The sequence below is a fragment of the Bartonella sp. OD88NMGDW genome (assembly GCF_042193775.1).
Classification (GTDB): domain Bacteria; phylum Pseudomonadota; class Alphaproteobacteria; order Rhizobiales; family Rhizobiaceae; genus Bartonella; species Bartonella grahamii.
Window position 1 is genome coordinate 59,496 of sequence record NZ_JBHIMA010000002.1, and the last position, 17,862, is coordinate 77,357.

Annotated in this window: 15 protein-coding genes; 9 read left to right on the forward strand and 6 right to left on the reverse strand. The window is 37.0% G+C overall.

The features are described 5' to 3' along the window. Positions 1 to 93 precede the first annotated feature (93 nt). From ccmA to ACFIJR_RS01950, 5 genes are read left to right on the forward strand one after another with little or no spacing between them, the layout of a single operon-like run. Entirely contained in the window at positions 94 to 705 is a 612-nt protein-coding gene (gene ccmA / locus ACFIJR_RS01930) for a heme ABC exporter ATP-binding protein CcmA (protein WP_375625429.1), read from the forward strand. An 11-nt stretch (positions 706 to 716) separates the two neighbouring features. After that, the gene (gene ccmB / locus ACFIJR_RS01935) at positions 717 to 1,382 is read left to right on the forward strand and encodes a heme exporter protein CcmB (protein ID WP_375653363.1); all 666 of its coding nucleotides are present in this window, start codon (positions 717 to 719) and stop codon (positions 1,380 to 1,382) included. A gap of 46 nt (positions 1,383 to 1,428) precedes the next feature. Then, the gene (locus ACFIJR_RS01940; protein WP_375626251.1) at positions 1,429 to 2,208 is read left to right on the forward strand and encodes a heme ABC transporter permease; all 780 of its coding nucleotides are present in this window, start codon (positions 1,429 to 1,431) and stop codon (positions 2,206 to 2,208) included. Next, the gene (locus ACFIJR_RS01945; RefSeq protein WP_375625432.1) at positions 2,196 to 2,447 is read left to right on the forward strand and encodes a hypothetical protein; all 252 of its coding nucleotides are present in this window, start codon (positions 2,196 to 2,198) and stop codon (positions 2,445 to 2,447) included. Before ACFIJR_RS01940 ends, ACFIJR_RS01945 begins: the two co-directional genes overlap by 13 nt. After that, the gene (locus tag ACFIJR_RS01950) at positions 2,422 to 3,015 is read left to right on the forward strand and encodes a DsbE family thiol:disulfide interchange protein (protein WP_375653365.1); all 594 of its coding nucleotides are present in this window, start codon (positions 2,422 to 2,424) and stop codon (positions 3,013 to 3,015) included. The genes ACFIJR_RS01945 and ACFIJR_RS01950 overlap by 26 nt, the downstream gene beginning before the upstream one ends. A 1,098-nt stretch (positions 3,016 to 4,113) precedes the next feature. On the opposite strand, the gene ACFIJR_RS01955 is transcribed toward ACFIJR_RS01950, so the two are convergent. From ACFIJR_RS01955 to ACFIJR_RS01965, 3 genes are read right to left on the reverse strand one after another with little or no spacing between them, the layout of a single operon-like run. Further along, positions 4,114 to 5,115 carry an Hsp33 family molecular chaperone gene (locus ACFIJR_RS01955; protein ID WP_375653367.1) on the reverse strand — a complete coding sequence of 334 codons (1,002 nt, stop codon included), beginning with the start codon at positions 5,113 to 5,115 and terminating at the stop codon, positions 4,114 to 4,116. Positions 5,116 to 5,151: 36 nt separating this feature from the next. Further along, on the reverse strand, positions 5,152 to 6,087 hold the full coding sequence (gene argF / locus ACFIJR_RS01960) for an ornithine carbamoyltransferase (protein WP_375653369.1): 936 nt from the start codon (positions 6,085 to 6,087) through the stop codon (positions 5,152 to 5,154). After that, a complete protein-coding gene (locus ACFIJR_RS01965; protein ID WP_375653518.1) occupies positions 6,084 to 7,298 on the reverse strand; it encodes an aspartate aminotransferase family protein in 1,215 nt (404 codons plus the stop codon). The genes argF and ACFIJR_RS01965 overlap by 4 nt, the downstream gene beginning before the upstream one ends. A 486-nt stretch (positions 7,299 to 7,784) precedes the next feature. Here ACFIJR_RS01965 and ACFIJR_RS01970 point away from each other — a divergent pair, with 486 nt between their 5' ends. Continuing rightward, positions 7,785 to 8,318 carry a GcrA family cell cycle regulator gene (locus ACFIJR_RS01970; protein WP_375626243.1) on the forward strand — a complete coding sequence of 178 codons (534 nt, stop codon included), beginning with the start codon at positions 7,785 to 7,787 and terminating at the stop codon, positions 8,316 to 8,318. A 902-nt stretch (positions 8,319 to 9,220) separates the two neighbouring features. Here ACFIJR_RS01970 and ACFIJR_RS01975 read toward each other — a convergent pair. Then, positions 9,221 to 9,811, reverse strand: a complete 591-nt coding sequence (locus tag ACFIJR_RS01975; protein ID WP_375626241.1) for a Smr/MutS family protein — start codon at positions 9,809 to 9,811, stop codon at positions 9,221 to 9,223. Positions 9,812 to 9,863: 52 nt separating this feature from the next. After that, the gene (locus ACFIJR_RS01980) at positions 9,864 to 10,556 is read right to left on the reverse strand and encodes a Tim44/TimA family putative adaptor protein (protein ID WP_375625438.1); all 693 of its coding nucleotides are present in this window, start codon (positions 10,554 to 10,556) and stop codon (positions 9,864 to 9,866) included. Between the two features lie 173 nt (positions 10,557 to 10,729). On the opposite strand from ACFIJR_RS01980, the gene ACFIJR_RS01985 reads away from it, so the two are divergent. Together ACFIJR_RS01985 and secB are read left to right on the forward strand one after the other, a co-directional pair. After that, complete coding sequence (locus tag ACFIJR_RS01985; RefSeq protein WP_375626238.1) at positions 10,730 to 11,224, forward strand: FxsA family protein; 495 nt, start codon at positions 10,730 to 10,732, stop codon at positions 11,222 to 11,224. A 142-nt stretch (positions 11,225 to 11,366) separates the two neighbouring features. Continuing rightward, the gene (gene secB / locus ACFIJR_RS01990) at positions 11,367 to 11,843 is read left to right on the forward strand and encodes a protein-export chaperone SecB (RefSeq protein ID WP_375653520.1); all 477 of its coding nucleotides are present in this window, start codon (positions 11,367 to 11,369) and stop codon (positions 11,841 to 11,843) included. A gap of 67 nt (positions 11,844 to 11,910) precedes the next feature. Here the strand turns inward: secB and ACFIJR_RS01995 are convergent, their stop codons facing one another. Further along, on the reverse strand, positions 11,911 to 14,211 hold the full coding sequence (locus ACFIJR_RS01995; protein ID WP_375626236.1) for an NADP-dependent malic enzyme: 2,301 nt from the start codon (positions 14,209 to 14,211) through the stop codon (positions 11,911 to 11,913). A 195-nt stretch (positions 14,212 to 14,406) separates the two neighbouring features. Between ACFIJR_RS01995 and mutS the strand changes: the two genes are divergently transcribed. Beyond that, positions 14,407 to 17,151: a DNA mismatch repair protein MutS gene (gene mutS / locus ACFIJR_RS02000; protein WP_375651637.1), complete on the forward strand. Its 2,745-nt coding sequence runs from the start codon at positions 14,407 to 14,409 to the stop codon at positions 17,149 to 17,151. Positions 17,152 to 17,862 lie beyond the last annotated feature (711 nt).

Consider the following 17,862-nt stretch of genomic DNA (forward strand, 5'->3'; position numbering starts at 1 on the left):
TAGAACTATTCTAGGTACAATTGCACAAAAAATGTGTTTTTTATTCTATAATGCAATAAAGAATATGAAAATAAAAACAAAATAGGTAATCACATGGTGTTATCAGGTAAAGATTTAGCCGCTTACAGAAACGAGGAAATTCTGTTTAAAGGTCTTTCTTTTTGTTTATTTTCACAGCAACTGATGACAATCACCGGTCCTAATGGTATCGGAAAGTCTACATTACTCCGAATCATTGTCGGTCTTCTTGAAGCTGCTGAAGGTCATATAATACTTAAAGACCATGATCAAATATACCCTGTTGCAACTGCGTGTCATTATCTTGGTCCTCAAAATGCTATGAAACCTCTCTTATCTGTCATTGACAATTTGCAATTTTGGGCAGATTTTTACGGTCAACATTTACGCTTTGTGCATGAGGTTCTTGCCGATATTGGTCTTTCTAACCTTGAACATTTACCCTTTAAAGCTCTATCAACTGGACAACAAAGACGCGTAGCTATTGCTCGCCTTTTGCTCTCCTATCGTCCTCTTTGGATTTTAGATGAACCAATATCTGGGCTTGATAACCATGCTCAAAAACTCCTTGCTCGTATTTTCCAGCGTCATCTCAATCAAGGTGGTATGATTATCGCTGCAACTCATAATTCCCTAGGTATTCCAGAAAACCATAAAATCGCTCTGGAAAAATTTTTACCTCTCTAGGAGAAAATAAAATGAAAGCACTGTTCTGGCGTGACCTTAAACTATTATTAACGCCACAAGCCTCTTCACTAACAGGACTATTGTTTTTTATCGCTTTTGTTGTCATAACCCCCTTTGCCATTGGACCAGATCCCAAAATTCTTGCACAAATAGGGCCTGGTATATTGTGGTTTGGAGCCCTTCTTGCAGGACTCCTCAATCTGAACAAACTTTTCCAAATCGATCGCGATGATGGTAATCTCGACCAATTTATCCTTTCAGGAAAAAGACAAAGTTTTACACTAATTGTCTTTACCAAATGTCTTGCCCATTGGGTAGGAACAATGCTTCCTCTTATTTTTGCTACACCTATTTTAGCCCTCATGCTCCATTTAGATGTAGCAATAACTTTTACAACAATACTTACCCTTTTATGCGGAACACCAGCCATTATTTTTATTGGCGCCATAGGTGCTGCACTCGCAACCTCATTGTTGCACAGTACTCTGCTTATTTTTATCATTATCTTGCCGTGGATCATTCCAATTATGATTTTTGGTGTTTCGACTGCTACAGCCCCAATAAATCCAAATATTTCTTTTCTCACGTCCTTGGCTCTTCTCAGCGCTTTTTCACTTCTTTTGAGTCTCTTTGGCTCTTTTGTTGCTGCGATAACGCTTAAACTTTTATCAGAATAATAAAAGATGATTGCCGCATTGAAAAACTCTGCCTATTATGAATTTCATGAATGAACTATCTCGTCCATATAAAATCAGGTCACTCCCTGAAAGTTTTATCCTTTTTATGAAAATAAGCAGTGTCGTCTTACCTTGGTTGGCCGGTATAACATTGTGTTTCCTTATTTTAGGGCTTATTCTGGTGATGCATTCCCCTGATGACTATCAACAAGGCATTACTGTTAAGATTATGTACCTTCATGTACCCTTTGCGTGGTTGTCTACATTCTGTTATGTAACGATGAGTGCAGCAGCATTAGGAAATCTGATTTGGAAATATCATCTTGCTGATGTGGCCCTTAAATGTGGGGCGCCTATTGGGGCAATTTTTACCGCCTTGGCTCTCATGACAGGAGCACTTTGGGGGCGACCTACATGGGGAACATGGTGGGTCTGGGATGCACGTTTAACATCAGTTTTAATTCTGCTTTTTATCTATCTTTCCATTATCCTGCTCGGACGTGCTTTTGAAAACCAAGTAAAAGGTGCTCGCGCTACTGCAATTCTTACACTTGTTGGATTTGTTAATATCCCTGTTATTAAATTTTCCGTTAATTGGTGGAATACATTGCATCAGCCAGCATCATTGTTACGTGCTGGAGGATCAACAATCGACAATGCTATGTTATGGCCTCTTATAACAATGCTATTTTGTTTCATCTTTATGTTTATTGCGCTCTATTTGATGGCTATGCGAAATGAAATCAATAGTCATTATATCCGAATACTTCAGATTAAAAAATCCCGCCGTGCACAACAACAGGACTCTTCATCATGCTCGACCTAAATGGCATCCAGGGCGGACTTTTAGGAAATCTATCTCAGAAAATTGATTTTTTCCTTAGCACCCTTAAACACGAGCAAATTGTTGTTTTAAGCTATGTGCTTTCTGCAATATCCCTCTTATGTCTTATTGGATATATTCTTTGTAAAGCCCTATACCAAAAAAAAATTCTCCAACAGCTAAACAAAAAAGAGCTGCCACAAAAAGAAAAGTATAATGAAAAACATCCCTCCAAAACTTAAAAAAAATATATCTTTGCCTGTTCTGCTTGTTTTTTTTGGACCATTTGTGCTTTTTCTTCTTCTCATGGTGTTTTTTTTCAACTTTATGGATAAAAAATACCTTCAAGATTCTTCCCTTCTCCCAAACGCATTAGCTGAAAAATCTGCTCCTAATATTCATCTTCCTCTTCTTGATAAAGAAAGTTATCTCAATTCAAAACAGTTTAAAGGACGTGTCACATTGGTCAATTTTTGGGGCTCTTGGTGTTTGCCCTGTCGCGAAGAGCATCCTATTCTTATGAAAATTGCACAAGATAAACGTTTTGATCTGATTGGTATTAATTATAAAGATAACAAAACAAACGCCCTGCGCTTTTTAAACAGTTTTGGTAATCCTTTTAAATTTATTGGCTTTGATGTTTCAGGATATACAGCCATTGATTGGGGAATATATGGCCCCCCAGAAACCTTTCTCTTGAATAAAGAGAGCACAATTATTGCTAAATATGTTGGTCCCTTAACATGGCAAATTTATCAAAAAAAAATTCTACCAAAAATTGAACAAGCGCTCATGACAGAAGAAAAATAAAATATTAACATATTGATTTATAAATAATAATTTACCATTTTATCTATTAAATGAAAATGCCCTATACTATGAGATTTTTAAAATTTCTATATGTTGAATCAAAAAAACATTTAAGATAAAGACTAAAAATACCTTTTATGAATTGTCTAAACGTGAAAATAATTGGAAATATTTTAAGTTGAAAAATATAATAATGCAGGTTTGTAAAAACATAACGTTTTATCATGCTATGTATGCTATTTTATTTATACGGATCCTCATTCTTCTTAGGAAAATTTGACAAGAGCATTACCATTGTTGATTCAAAAACATGTGCAAAGAAATATCTGTAGAGCAAACCTCCCAAGTATGACAAAAATTTAAGTAGTTTTCATTTTTTTAGCGATTAAATATCTGTTTGGGAGCTTTATTTTGATTATTTGGACAAAACAATATTGTTATAGAAACATCGTTAGATTAGTGAAAGAAACCAACTATTATTTTCAAAATCATATAGTGTTCTGTCTCCGCTTTTTTATCTGAAATGCACATTGTTATGAGGGGACTTCACCACTATTTTCATCTTTATAAAATAACAAATCCATTCCTTCGCAGCGTTATTGGTATATTTATTCCCATTATACTATCTGTTCGTAATAGACTCCATAAAGTCCATATTGAGTCTATACATTCTTATTCTTTCGATAATTTATCTTATGATTATAACTAATAAGCTTTTTTGACTCTTAATAAGATAAATTCGAGTAAGAAAATATGACTACAATCAAAAAAACATTTAACAGAGAAGATAAGTTATGAGTACATGATCAATCTATCAATGAATATTATAAAAGAATTCATTGTAAGAAATAAGCTTTTGAGATGAAAAAAATAAACAAGAAGCTTTTTCGAGAGGAGAAAATATATTTTACAGAGAACTCTTTTTTAAGCACTCTGTGACGTGATTACTGATTTCAACAGAAAGATCACTCGTATACATTAAAAAACTCTAAGACAAGAAATATTCTAGAACTTCATATGAGCTTATAGGTAAACTTTTATGACGCAAATAAAATAGGCTTTTGTTGCAATCATCATTTTTTTATGAAAAATATTTGATTATGTTTTTTCTTCTAAAAATTCTTGCGGTGTAAAACAATACGTTTTTGAGCAAAATTCACATGTGACTGAAATATATTTATTTTTAACCATTTTATTGCGTTCATCAATCGAAAATCCTTCTAGGATTCCTTTAATTTTTTCGTGTGAACAAGAACATTGATCGATAAGAGAAAAAGGATTAAAAACTCTAACACCTTGTTCATGAAAAAGACGGAACAAGAGCTGTTTACTACCAACTTGGGGATCTGTTAATTCTGAACTTTCAATCGTTGCCATGAGTATTTTAGCTTCCTGCCATTGGTTATCCAATTGGCTATGGGTTTTCGTTTTTTCTCGCTTTTGATGAGAGGTATCTATTTTATGATGAGACGATTCTTGGGGTAAAAGTTGAATCAAAATACCTCCAGCTCGCCAGCTTTTCTGCGTTTTTCCTTGTTGGTCACGATTAATTAATATAGCAACAGCCAAACGGATATCGGTAGGAATTTGTTCTGATTGATCAAAATAAATACGAGAAGTTTCTTGTAAATTTGATCCATCTAATGCAACTATCCCTTGATAGGGTTGCATATGGGGACCTTGATCAATTGTGAAGGCTAAAGTGCCTTTTCCTAAAAGTGTTTCTGAAGAGATTTGATTATTGTCTATGGCTTGTTTAAGCTGTTCTTTATCAAAACGAGCGTATCCACGTAAACTGGAAGGAGGCGAAAAATCGCATACCAACATATTAACCGGTCCATCGGAATGAGTTTGTAAAATAAATTTTCCTGTAAGCTTTAGAGAAGTTCCAAGCAGAACAGTTAAAAGTAAAGCTTCTGCTAGAAGATAAGAAACCGGTTCAGGGTATTGATGTCTGTTAAGAATAGAATTTAAAGATTCCCCAAGTTGTACGGCACGTCCACGGATATCAAGTTCTTCGACTTGAAAGGGAATAACAGTATCATCTTCATGCAAGAAGTTGTTGTTGAGAGAGGCTTCATCTTTAGCTTGTTTACTCATAGCTTTGCCTTTTTTATATAATTTGTTGTAGAGGGGCTATTGTGGAGAGAAAAACGCATCTTGTAAACACCAAGAAAGAATTGCTTTTTGAGCATGAAGACGATTTTCAGCCTCATCGAAAACAACGGAGTGCGGTCCATCAATAACAGAATCAACCACTTCTTCACCACGATGAGCAGGAAGACAATGCATAAAAAGAGCATCAGATTTTGCTAATTTCATGAGAGCTTCATTGACTTGATAAGGCTGAAAAATAGAATGACTGCGAGCACGAAATTCTTGTCCCATGGAGACCCATGTATCGGTCATAATACAATCAGCATCTTGAGCTGCTTTTTGGGGACTATGGGTTAGTGTAAGGTGCGCTCCTCGTTCACGTGCCCAATGTATAAATTTTTCTTGTGGTTCACTGCCCTTTGGAGTAGCAATACGCAAATGAAAATCAAAAAGAGCTGCGGCCTCAATTAAGGAATGGAGCACATTACTACCATCCCCCATCCACGCGAATATTTTGCCAGCAATTGGCCCCCGATGCTCTTCATAGGTTAATATATCTGCTAAAATTTGGCAAGGATGTGTATCATCTGTAAGGGCATTAATGACAGGAATTTGTGCATATTGTGCCAATTCGAGCATACGTTGATGTTTTGTTGTTCGTAATATCACGATATCCACAAAACGGGATAAAACACGAGCCGTGTCAGCTATAGTTTCACTATGACCAAGCTGCATCTCTGACCCCGTGAGCATGATTGTATCTCCCCCAAGCTGGCGCATACTGATATCAAATGAAATACGGGTTCGTGTGGATGGTTTTTCAAAAATCATCGCAAGTGTTTTACCTATAAAAGGTTTTGAACCTTTCCCTGCTTTAAAAGATGCTTTAAGGATTTTTGCATAATCGATCAGTGCGCGTGCTATTGATGGCGTTAAAATGGATAAGTCCGTGAAATGACGAAGAGCATTTGTCATGTGTGTAATATTTGTCTTTCTTTGTTTACTTGCGAAAGATACGCTATTGCTTTTTCAATACGATGCAAACTTTCATCTATTTCTTCTTCCCTAATGATAAGAGGAGGCAATAAGCGCACAACATTGTTGTTGGCAGCAACACTTAAGAGATATTCATTTTCTAAAGCATTAACGACAAGATTAGAAGACACAACACACTGAATACCTACCATTAGGCCCATCCCCTGAACTGCGCAGATAATATCAGGATAGATATTGAGAATGTGCAAAAGTCCACTTTTTAGTTTATCCCCCATGCGCTGAACATGGTTGAGAAAATTTGGCTCTAACAAAATATCAAGAACACTATTTCCTACAGCCATTCCAAGAAGATTTCCTCCAAAGGTTGAACCATGGGTCCCAAGTGTCATGCTTTTTGCAACTTTATCAGTTGCAAGGCAAGCACCTAATGGAAATCCTCCTCCTAATCCTTTTGCGAGGGTAAGTATATCAGGAAAGACATCACTCCATTCATAAGCAAAAAGCTTTCCTGTTCGTCCTATACCCGTTTGGACTTCATCCAAAATCAATAACAGACCATTATCATCGCATATTTTGCGCAAAAATCTTAAATATTCATGAGGGACCGTTCGTATTCCTCCTTCTCCTTGAATAGGTTCAATAAGAATAGCGGCGGTATTTTTATTAATAGCGTTACGCAAAGCGATTTCATCACAAAAAGGTACTTGAATAAATCCACCAGCTTTAGGTCCAAAGCCTTCAAGATATTTTTCATGCCCAGTCGCAGCAAGTGCTGCAAGTGTACGTCCATGAAATGCCCCTTCAAAAGTAATTATTTCAATGCGTTCTGAATGACCCGCAGCATAGTAATAATGACGTGCCGTTTTGAATGCGCACTCCAATGCTTCAGTGCCTGAATTGCAGAAAAAAACCTTATCCGCAAAACTATTTGCACAAAGCCGCGTAGCAAGAGCTGATTGTTCAGGGGATTGAAAAATATTAGAAACATGCCAAAGTTTTTCAGCTTGCATTTTGAGCGCATCAACTAATTTTGGATGTGAATACCCTAATGCATTAACAGCAATGCCAGATGTGAAATCAAGATAATGTTCTCCCTTATCGGAAATAAGCCATACACCATGCCCCTGTTCAAAATGCAAATCTCGTCGTGCGAAGCATTCATAAAGTGGTTGTATAGAGACGGCATCCATCATAATTTCCTTTATATTTTAACCTTTTCAATATATATACAAAGCAACACTACAAATAAAATAACATGGTACATTTCGTTACGGTGCTTTCAACATTTCATTACGATTAATGATTACACCTATGGAATAGATCATTACACCAATTGAAAAAAAGTCAATGAAGGTTCTACAAATAAGCATTTTTGGAAAAATCCTTAAACAAAAGTAAAAGTTTAACCTATGATTGATTTGCAAGTTGGGGAAAACATTCTAAATAAACTCTTCAAGAGGTAAAGACTCTTGTCATAGAGTGAGTGCATATTGTAATTTATTATATAATAAGCAAGATGATGTGTTTTGGTTTGTAAGTCCAAAGGTTGGATGATTTTCTTATGCTCGCTTAGAGTGTAAAATTCTTTCATTCAGCGTAGTGAAAACATTATTAAAACATTTGAAGATGCAAAGGGGGAGAGCATCTTAGTGACGTAATCGGAATGGAGTGCTGGTATGGGTTGGACATGTGAACGCGTTGAGCTTCTTAAAAAGCTTTGGAGTGAAGGGTTAAGTGCAAGTCAAATTGCTGCTCAATTAGGTGGGGTCAGCAGAAACGCAGTCATCGGCAAAGTACACCGATTAAAGTTGCCAGGACGCGGTAAAACACCACAAGGAAGTGCGCGTACGCAAAAAACCCCCGTGGGAAGCAGCCCATCATCTCCACGTGTGCGTCGCAACACATCCACGGTATCGCCAATAAACACATCATCTGTAGGTATTGAAGAACCAGTTTTAAAGACAGAATTTGTAGCAGAAGATGTAAAAGAAGTTGATATGTCCACAAAATCCAATGTAGTTGTGCCTATATCACGTCAACTTAATCTTTTACAATTGAGTGAAAATACATGTAGATGGCCGGTTGGCGATCCATTATCAGCAGATTTTCATTTTTGTGGTGCAGATTCTGATGAAAATAGCCCCTATTGTGCCTTTCATGCTAAGCTAGCATTTCAACCAATATCTGAAAGACGTCGGATAAGAGTGTAATATCCTCGATTGAATCTCATATTCTAAGCCTTCTGCGCTTCGTTATTAAATTTTAATTATCGAATTATTATGAGAAAGAAATTTAATAAAGCTTTTAATGAGTGAAAAAATTTCTTCATGAAACTATTCAACGAAATTGTATCTTTTGGTGCTATTGCACAATTATGTATTGTAAAGTTATATTCCTGTTTATTTTCAAGATTCTCTTTAATTTAGTTGCACTACTTTTAACACTATCCATAGCAATATCTTTTGAATAAGATAATTTCTCATGTTTTTATTCTTCGTGTATTTAATAGAGTAATGCTGTGGTTTATAAAAATAATTTATCGCGTTGCAACCTAAATGAGACCCATCAATATCTCTTTCATTTTAAGCCTCTTATATTGAATCAATCAAAATCTTTCGTTTAAGCGTCACGAGCAAGATGAGAGCTGCGAAGAATAAAAACACTTAAAGAAAAGCATGCCTTTTATAAATGCTTTCAAGGAACAAGGGCTTCAAGGGGTGTCGCAACATTGGAAGCTAGCAAAGTGTGTGATGATGCCATCTTGCTCTTTTATTAAGTATAAAGATAGGAGTGCTTAATGGATTTATCGTTATACCCTTCACGGATGCTGTCGCAAAATAGGCTTGGGAGCGTTGAGAAATGTTTCTTTAAAACAAGCCTGTGAATATATGCAATCCAATGTCATTCTGTTTTGCGTGAGGGATGTGCTCCATTAAAGAACGCGATAAACAAAAGCGTGAAGCAATACGTAGAATGTAAAATGATATATTTATAATTATTTATAAAAAATTATAAATAAGGGGATATTGTATTCAAGACTCTTACGAAATATACGAAAACAATAAATTATTACGTATAAATAAATATTAAACCTAGAACGACCACAATAACATCACTTTCCTTTTCCCGACACAAAACGGCGCAACCAAACATAAAGTGCACCTTCTCCGCCATGTTGACGCCCTGCTTGCTCAAACGCGTGGACATAATATCGAAAAGCTGGTGTTGATAACCAATACGGAACAAATCTATACAAAGTTCCATCGCTCCCAACGGATCGTCCTTTTCCTGTAATCACAAGGACATAACGTAATCCTCTCTGCTGAGAGGATTGTAGAAATTTTTTTAAGAAAAAATAAGCTTCTTCCTGCATATAACCGTGGAGATCAAGGCGCGCCTCAAGAGGATAACGACCTTGGGAAATTTTACGATGTGCAACATGATCAAAGAAATGAATCTTTTGTGCTTGTGTAACTGCCCTCTTTTCGCTTTTAATAATTGTCGAGGGTTGTTGATTTTCCTGAGACAATGAGGAGATTTGAGTTACAAGCTGTTTTTTATCATTAATATTTGCAATCGTTTCTGAAGTAGAAGAGAGCATCTTACCGTGAAGCGGTGTTATCGTACGACAAACCATCTCCCATAAAAGGCGATCTTGTGAAGCCAATAAATCTCTTTTTTGTCTCCATTTACTTGAGGACATTTTAATTTCTCATAAATCATTGAATGCTTATGGAAGAAAAACAAAAAGTATTTTAATTTTCATTTTCTGTAGCAAAAAGCTTCCAGTTTGGATCTGATGATAAACTATTGCGAACAAAAGTCCAAATATCTCTGATTTCTACAATAGCATCAGGATCACCGTCTATACGCTCGCCCTGTTCATTATAAGTAACAGAAATCATCTCACTGACAATACGTATCGTTAGAAGTTCATCCTTTTCTTGTATTGCCGCCGCAACAAATTCGATCTTATTAATTCCAACAAAAGTGAACTCTATTCTCTCTTTATTTTTTTCTCGTTGCTCAATAGCCGTACAAAAGCTCTCAAAAACATCCTGACAAAGCAAGCTTCTAAGTTGATTGCGATCACCTTTGGCAAAAGCTGTTACAATCATTTCATAAGCAATTTGTGCACCTTTTATAAAAAATTGAGGAGAAAATTGAGGATCAATTTTATGCAATTCCCGCAAATTTTTATTCAAAATACTCCCCTCCGGTGCAATTTTATCAATTTCACTAAAGTCGTCTTTTTGTGAATTTTTCTGATGAGGGAACGAAACAATATTATCAGTCGTTTCTGCTTCAACCTGTTTTTTAGAACGACGTGAATAAGGATCAAAGGGGGGCTTTTCAAACCCAATTCGTTTCCCTAATACATTACGGAGCTGCACAAAAATAACAACCATAACAACAAGAGCTATGACAAGTATAACGTCAAATTCCATGGGCGCTGTCAATCTCCAAAGCTTAAATCTCTAATAAACATTGCAGTCAATACCATTTATCAATAAATATGTAAAATAAGGAATCCTACCATTCAAATATTTTTATAGATTTTATATTAAATGGAGTGCTCTTAAGAATTTCTCCCCTTACTCATCCAGAAGGAAATTTGCATGTGATAAAATTTTATTCTATAAATCCTCGTTTTTTTGTTGTTATCTTTCTTTGCAGTCTTTTAATCGAGATCGCTGGTTTTATCTTTGTTGGTCAAGAAATTGGTATTTTAGCAACTTTGAGTTTGGTTATTCTCACAGCCATAGTTGGGGTTGTTTTATTGCGAGTTCAAGGGTTTAGCCTTTTAAAAAACATACAAACTGAACTTATCCAAGGACGCACATTAGAGAATAATATTATTAATGATGTTTTCATCATGTTTAGTGCAATTTTACTTATTCTTCCTGGCTTTGTAAGTGATCTCTTGGGAATATTACTTCTTATTAAACCAATTCGCTCTGTTGTTTGGCATTTTTTTACATCATTACAAAACAAAATGAATCTCAATACTAAAAGAAAAAATGACGCTGAAAAAGTAATTGATCTTAACGCAGAAGATTACACAATTTATGATACGACAGAATCTCCATGGCGCAAAAATGATGATAACCATTGAAATGCCTAAAAAACCTGTAACAAACTAAAAAAATATTCAAGATAAAGAGCGCATTTCTTGCAACCTTTTGCAAGGCGTGATAACCAGTTTGGTCTTTAGATCTAAAATAAATATACATATTATAATGAGAGAGGTTCGTCGTATGGCCGAAGATGAAATGAATAACATTGGTGGAGAGCCGGTTTTTGCTGTATTAACTCAATATTTAAAAGATTTATCATTCGAAAACCCAGGTGCTCCTCGTTCATTGCGTACACGTGAAAAATCACCACAAATTGATATCAATATTAACGTCAATGCTAACCCAATTGGTGATGACAATTATGATGTCGTTTTGTCTCTCTCCGTCAAAGCCAATGATGAAACTGAAACCTTATTTCATGTAGAACTGATTTACGGTGGTGTTTTCCACCTTAAAAACATTCCACAAGAACATGTTATGCCATTGGTCTTTATTGAATGTCCCCGTCTTTTATTCCCATTTGCTCGCCAAATTATATCTAATGCTACTCAAAATGGTGGTTTTCCACCTTTATGGATTGATCCTATTGATTTTGCAGCCCTCTTCCAAAAGCGTCTCGCTGAAGAACAAAACGACAATCAAATACAACCCTCTTAAAAAATTTATTCTTTTGCTATCATAAAGCCCCTTAATATATTATTGGTATATTAGGGGCTTTTTTTCTTTAGACGACTTTTGCGGCATGATAAGCCGCAAGCATTGCGATATTGACAACATCTGTATCGCTTCCACTAAACGGTACAATTTGGACAGATTTTTCCAATCCAATTAAAATAGGACCAATGATGGTTGCTCCACCAAGTTCTTGTAACATTTTGCTTGCAATGGAAGACGCGTGATATCCAGGCATAACCAAAATATTAGCGGGCTCTGTTAATCCCATAAATGGATATTGCTGCATCAATTTGGAATTGAGTGCCACATCAGCGCTCATTTCTCCATCAAACTCAAAATCAACCTTGCGTTCATGCAAAATATTAATCGCATCCTGAATTTGCTGTATGATCTGCCCTTTCATATAACCAAACGTAGAAAATGCTAGAAATGCTACCCGTGGTTGATATCCAAATCCACGTACAAACGAAGCGGTTTGTTCCGCTATATCCGCAAGTTCTTCAGCATTAGGATTTTCATAAACGGCTGTATCCGCAATAAACACAGTTCGTCCACGGCAAATAGCCATTGAAATACCAATCAATCGTTCTTTTGGTTTTTCATCAATCGCACGACGTATATCGATCAGCGCTGTTTCATAATTGCGTGTCACCCCTGTAACCATTGCATCAGCATCTCCTAGTGCCACCATACACGCAGCAAAATAATTGCGATCATTATTGATACGACGATGACAATCACGCAACAGCCAGCCTTGACGCTGCATCTTTTTATAAAGATAATTCGCATAAGCATCTGTACGGCAAGAAAGCTTAGCATTCATAATAGAAATACCTTCACGCTCCAGATCAATTCCAGCGATAACAGCCGCTTCTCTTACTTGCTCTTCACGACCAACCAAAATCGCTTGTCCTAATTTTTGATGAACATAGGAAACGGCCGCCCGCATAACTTGCTCTTCTTCACCTTCTGCAAAGACAATTTGTTTTGGCGCTTGACGAACATGATTATAAATCCCACGCATCATCGAGGAAGTAGGATCACGTCTCGCATTCAAATCGCGCTCATAGGCCTCTAAATCATCTATGTTCTTTTGCGCAACACCACTTTCCATTGCTGCTTTTGCTACCGCTATTGAAACAACCGTTAATAAACGCGGATCAAAAGGAACAGGGATGATATAATTAGGACCAAATTTTAATCGCTTTCCACGATAAGCTTCTGCAACGCTGTCAGGCACTTCTTCGTGCGCTAAATTAGCAAGAGCCTTTGCCGCAGCAATCTTCATGTCTTCATTAATAACTCTTGCACGCACATCAAGTGCACCACGAAATATATAAGGAAAGCAGAGAACATTATTAATCTGATTTGGATAATCGGAACGCCCTGTTGCGACAATGGCATCATGACGCACTTGCATAACCTCTTCCGGCGTAATTTCTGGATCAGGATTAGCCATAGCAAAAATGATCGGCTGTGGTGCCATGGATCTTACCATTTCAGGAGTAAGAGCGCCTTTAGCAGAAACCCCAAAAAATATATCTGCTCCTTCCATTGCTTCCATAAGCGTACGTTTATCTGTTTGAATAGCATGCGCAGATTTCCATTGATTCATTCCCTCTTTGCGGCCTTCATAGACCACACCCTTTGTATCACATAATATGATATTTTCGGAACGAAAGCCCATCGCTTTAATCAGTTCAATACAAGCAATCCCTGCAGAACCAGCACCATTACAGACTAACCGCGTATTTTGCATATCGCGCCCTGTTAAAGTCAAAGCATTGAGAACACCAGCAGCAACAATAATTGCTGTACCATGTTGGTCGTCGTGAAAAACAGGTATATTCATCACCTCGCGTAGGCGGCTTTCAATCATAAAGCACTCTGGCGCCTTAATATCTTCAAGATTAATTCCACCAAAAGAAGGTTCTAAATGACGCACCAAATTGATAAAACTTTCTGTATCGTTTATATCAATTTCTAAATCAATGGAATCAATATCCGCAAAACGCTTAAACAGCACTGCTTTGCCTTCCATGACCGGCTTAGAGGCAAGGGCTCCTAAGTTACCTAACCCTAAAATAGCGGTTCCATTTGAAATAACAGCAACAAGATTGCCTTTTGCTGTATAATCATAAGCTAACGCTGGATTTTGAGCAATTGCCTTAACTGGAACTGCAACACCTGGTGAATAAGCAAGTGCTAAATCATGCTGTGTTGCCATAGACTTTGTTGCAACAATCTCAAGCTTTCCTGGTCGACCACGACTATGAAAATCTAGAGCTTCTCGTTCGCTCGCACTGTAAACAGTTTGAGACATTTTCTGATCCTGCTCGCTCTCTTTCATCTCACTTTATTTTCTCCAAAAACAGTGTAAATTTTGCTTGATAATGCGTATAGTCATTAAATTTGATTCATATATTAGAAATCGCTATTCTTGCCTTAGCAAATCTGATGATGCGTTGCAATTTAGAGATAAATAGATATTGAAGTAAACAAAAAAGAGTAAAAACTTCACTTAAAGGAAACAGGCCTCATACAAATGGATAAAAAAGACAACCATAAAAATAATTTAATTCCACAGCCTGCCTCCTCATCTGCTTCCTCTCAAGAACGTCTGACACCTATGATGGAGCAGTACATAGAAATCAAAGCCGTACATCATGATTCTCTTCTCTTTTACCGAATGGGGGATTTTTATGAATTATTTTTTAATGATGCGATTGAAGCTGCTCAGGCTTTAGGAATCACACTCACAGCACGCGGAAAACATTTAGGACAAGATATTCCTATGTGCGGTGTTCCCGTTCATGCTGCTGATGATTATTTACAAAAACTGATTGCTTGTGGTTACCGAGTTGCTGTTTGTGAGCAAATAGAAGATCCTGCTGAAGCAAAAAAACGTGGCTCAAAATCTGTTGTTCGGCGTGATGTTGTTCGCCTTGTAACACCTGGAACTATAACAGAAGAAAAACTCCTTGATCCAACACGCGCAAATTATTTGATGACACTTTCCCGTATAAAAACTAGCGATGGAGAGGAATTTGCTCTTTCTTGGATTGATATCTCAACAGGCATATTTCGTGTAACAGAAAGCCGCCAAGAAAAACTTTTAGCAGATATTATGCGTGTGGATCCACAAGAAATCATTGTTGCTGATTCATTCTTTCATGATAAATCTCACAAATCACTTTTTAATGTTCTTGACCGTATCATTTCACCTCAACCTGCTTGTCTCTTTGATGCACTAACCGCTGAACGCGATATTTGCAATTATTTTAAACTCTCAACTCTTGAAGGTGTTGCTGATTATTCACGTTCCGAACTCTCTGCAATTGTAGCTGCTATTCGTTATATCGAAAAAACACAAATAACGCATCGTCCTCCCCTCATGCAGCCTGAGCGCCAAAATGAAAGTGCAACTCTTTTTATTGATGCCGCAACCAGATTAAGCCTTGAACTTATTCGTACGACATCAGGTCAACGGGATGGAAGTTTATTAAAAGCTATTGATCGCACTGTAACAGGAGGAGGATCACGCCTTCTTATTGACCGCCTTATTGCTCCCCTCACCACTCCTTCAGCTATTGATACGCGTTTGGATTCTATCGATTTTTTTCTACGTAATCCTTCTCTTGCAGAAGCGATAAAGCTTATTTTAAAAGGGGGACCAGATATGCCCCGCGCCGTTTCACGTTTGGCTCTTGGACGAGGAGGTCCCCGTGATATGGCGACAATCCAGCGCGGCTTTGAAATCATTCGTGAATTGCATCAACTTCTTGATAATGAGCTTCTGCCTCAAGAAATAAGTGATGTACAACAGATGTTCTCAAACTTACCCACAGCGTTATATTTTCATTTAGAACAAGCATTAGCTGATGATCTCCCGCTCCTTAAACGTGATGGTGGTTTTATTCGTTCAAATTATCATAAAGAGCTCGATGAAATGCGTGCTTTACGTGATGAATCGCGCCGTGTTATTGCTGAACTTCAAGCGCAATATGCTCAAGAAACAGATATTAAGACGCTTAAAATAAAGCATAATAATATTCTAGGTTATTTCATTGAAGTAACCAGTACACAAGCATCTGCTCTTACAAATAATCCACAAGCTAAAGCACGTTTTATTCATCGGCAAACAATGGCAAATGCTATGCGTTTTACGACAACAGAGCTTGCTGACCTTGAAAGCCGTATTGCCCATGCCGCCAATCACGCATTAACACTTGAACTAGAGATTTTTGATATTCTCGTTCATGAAATTACCGAACAAGTTGATTTTATTCGTAAAGCCTCTGAAGCACTTGCTATTTTAGATGTCTCTGTCGCTTTAGCATATCTTGCTGAAGAACAAGGATATTGCCGCCCTAAAATTGATCTTTCACTTACCTTTCGTATCACAGCAGGACGCCATCCTGTCGTCGAGCAAGCACTTCGCAAACAAGCAGCAGAACCTTTTATTGCCAATGATTGTGATCTCTCTGTACAAGAAAATCAGCAATATGCAGCAATATGGCTGTTGACAGGGCCTAATATGGGAGGAAAATCAACTTTTTTGCGGCAAAATGCTCTTATTGCTATTATGGCGCAAATGGGGTCCTTCGTTCCAGCAAGTTCAGCACATATTGGTGTCGTTGATCGCCTGTTTAGTCGTGTCGGGGCTTCCGATGACCTTGCACGGGGACGCTCAACCTTTATGATGGAAATGGTTGAAACAGCAACGATTCTCAATCATGCTAGCCACCATTCCCTTGTTATTCTTGATGAAATAGGGCGTGGGACATCAACCTTTGATGGACTTTCTATTGCTTGGGCTGCCGTTGAATATCTCCATGAAGTTAACCATTGTCGTGCTATTCTCGCTACCCATTTTCATGAAATGACCGCACTTACCGAAAAACTTGACAGACTGCATAATGTAACCATGAAAGTCAAAAATTGGGATGGTGATGTAGTTTTTCTTCATGAGGTCACACCAGGAGCTGCTGACCGTTCCTATGGTGTACAAGTCGCAAAGCTTGCTGGACTTCCCCCAGCCGTTATTACACGAGCAACAGATGTACTCCATCAATTAGAACAAGGTGAAATGGCTGGAAAAGGACATAAACTCATTGATGATTTACCACTCTTTTCTCTTAAAGCAACATCTCCCGTCAATGAAGCAAGAAACAAACATTGTGTACTTCACGAAGCTTTAAAAAATATCCATCCCGATGAACTCTCTCCTAAACAAGCTTTAGAAGCAATTTACCACCTCAAACAGCTTGAAAAGAGCAACCCTTTATAGAAAACGGATGTTATTTTTTATTAAAAAGCTTTCTTAATAGGAGATAAAGTATCCCTTTTTGATATGCCACAGCATAAACTGTTGTTTACCGTATTCCCATCGCTTTTCTACACAATATATTTTGATAAGTGTAATGCATATAGAGGCAAAATCCTATGTATTATATTTCATATTTCCTTAGATCAATATTGGCCCGTATACAAAAAATTGGTCAATGTCGAATATTTTTACAAGATAGTCGTTTTTTGCAAAGATTGTCATGAAATCTCCTCCACCTTGCAAATACGCAATATTTAATGAATTATGCTTTTTCATAATCAATATTATTGTTATCATAGCAACAGTTTTAGTTTAAAGCTGTCGGTGTTGGGATGCCACTCCATTTTGCATAATAACTTCACAGATAATGGGTCTCGCATTTTCTTCACATTTTAAGTTATAAAGAGCTCTTTTACTGTTTTCATATGAACCATATAATCAAATATATCACAGCAGTATTTTATTTTCCTAAACATCCTTGAACTCCTTCCCGCATCTCAAAGGATAAGGATTTTCATTCGAATCAAGTCTGCAAACAGTCCAGATTCTAAGAGATTTACCTTGACTTCCTAGTCATGTGATTCACCTAAACTCAAAGCCTGATAAACAAATCTAAGAATATTCACCACACACTAAAAAAATACTTAAATATATTAAGAAGAATACCATATA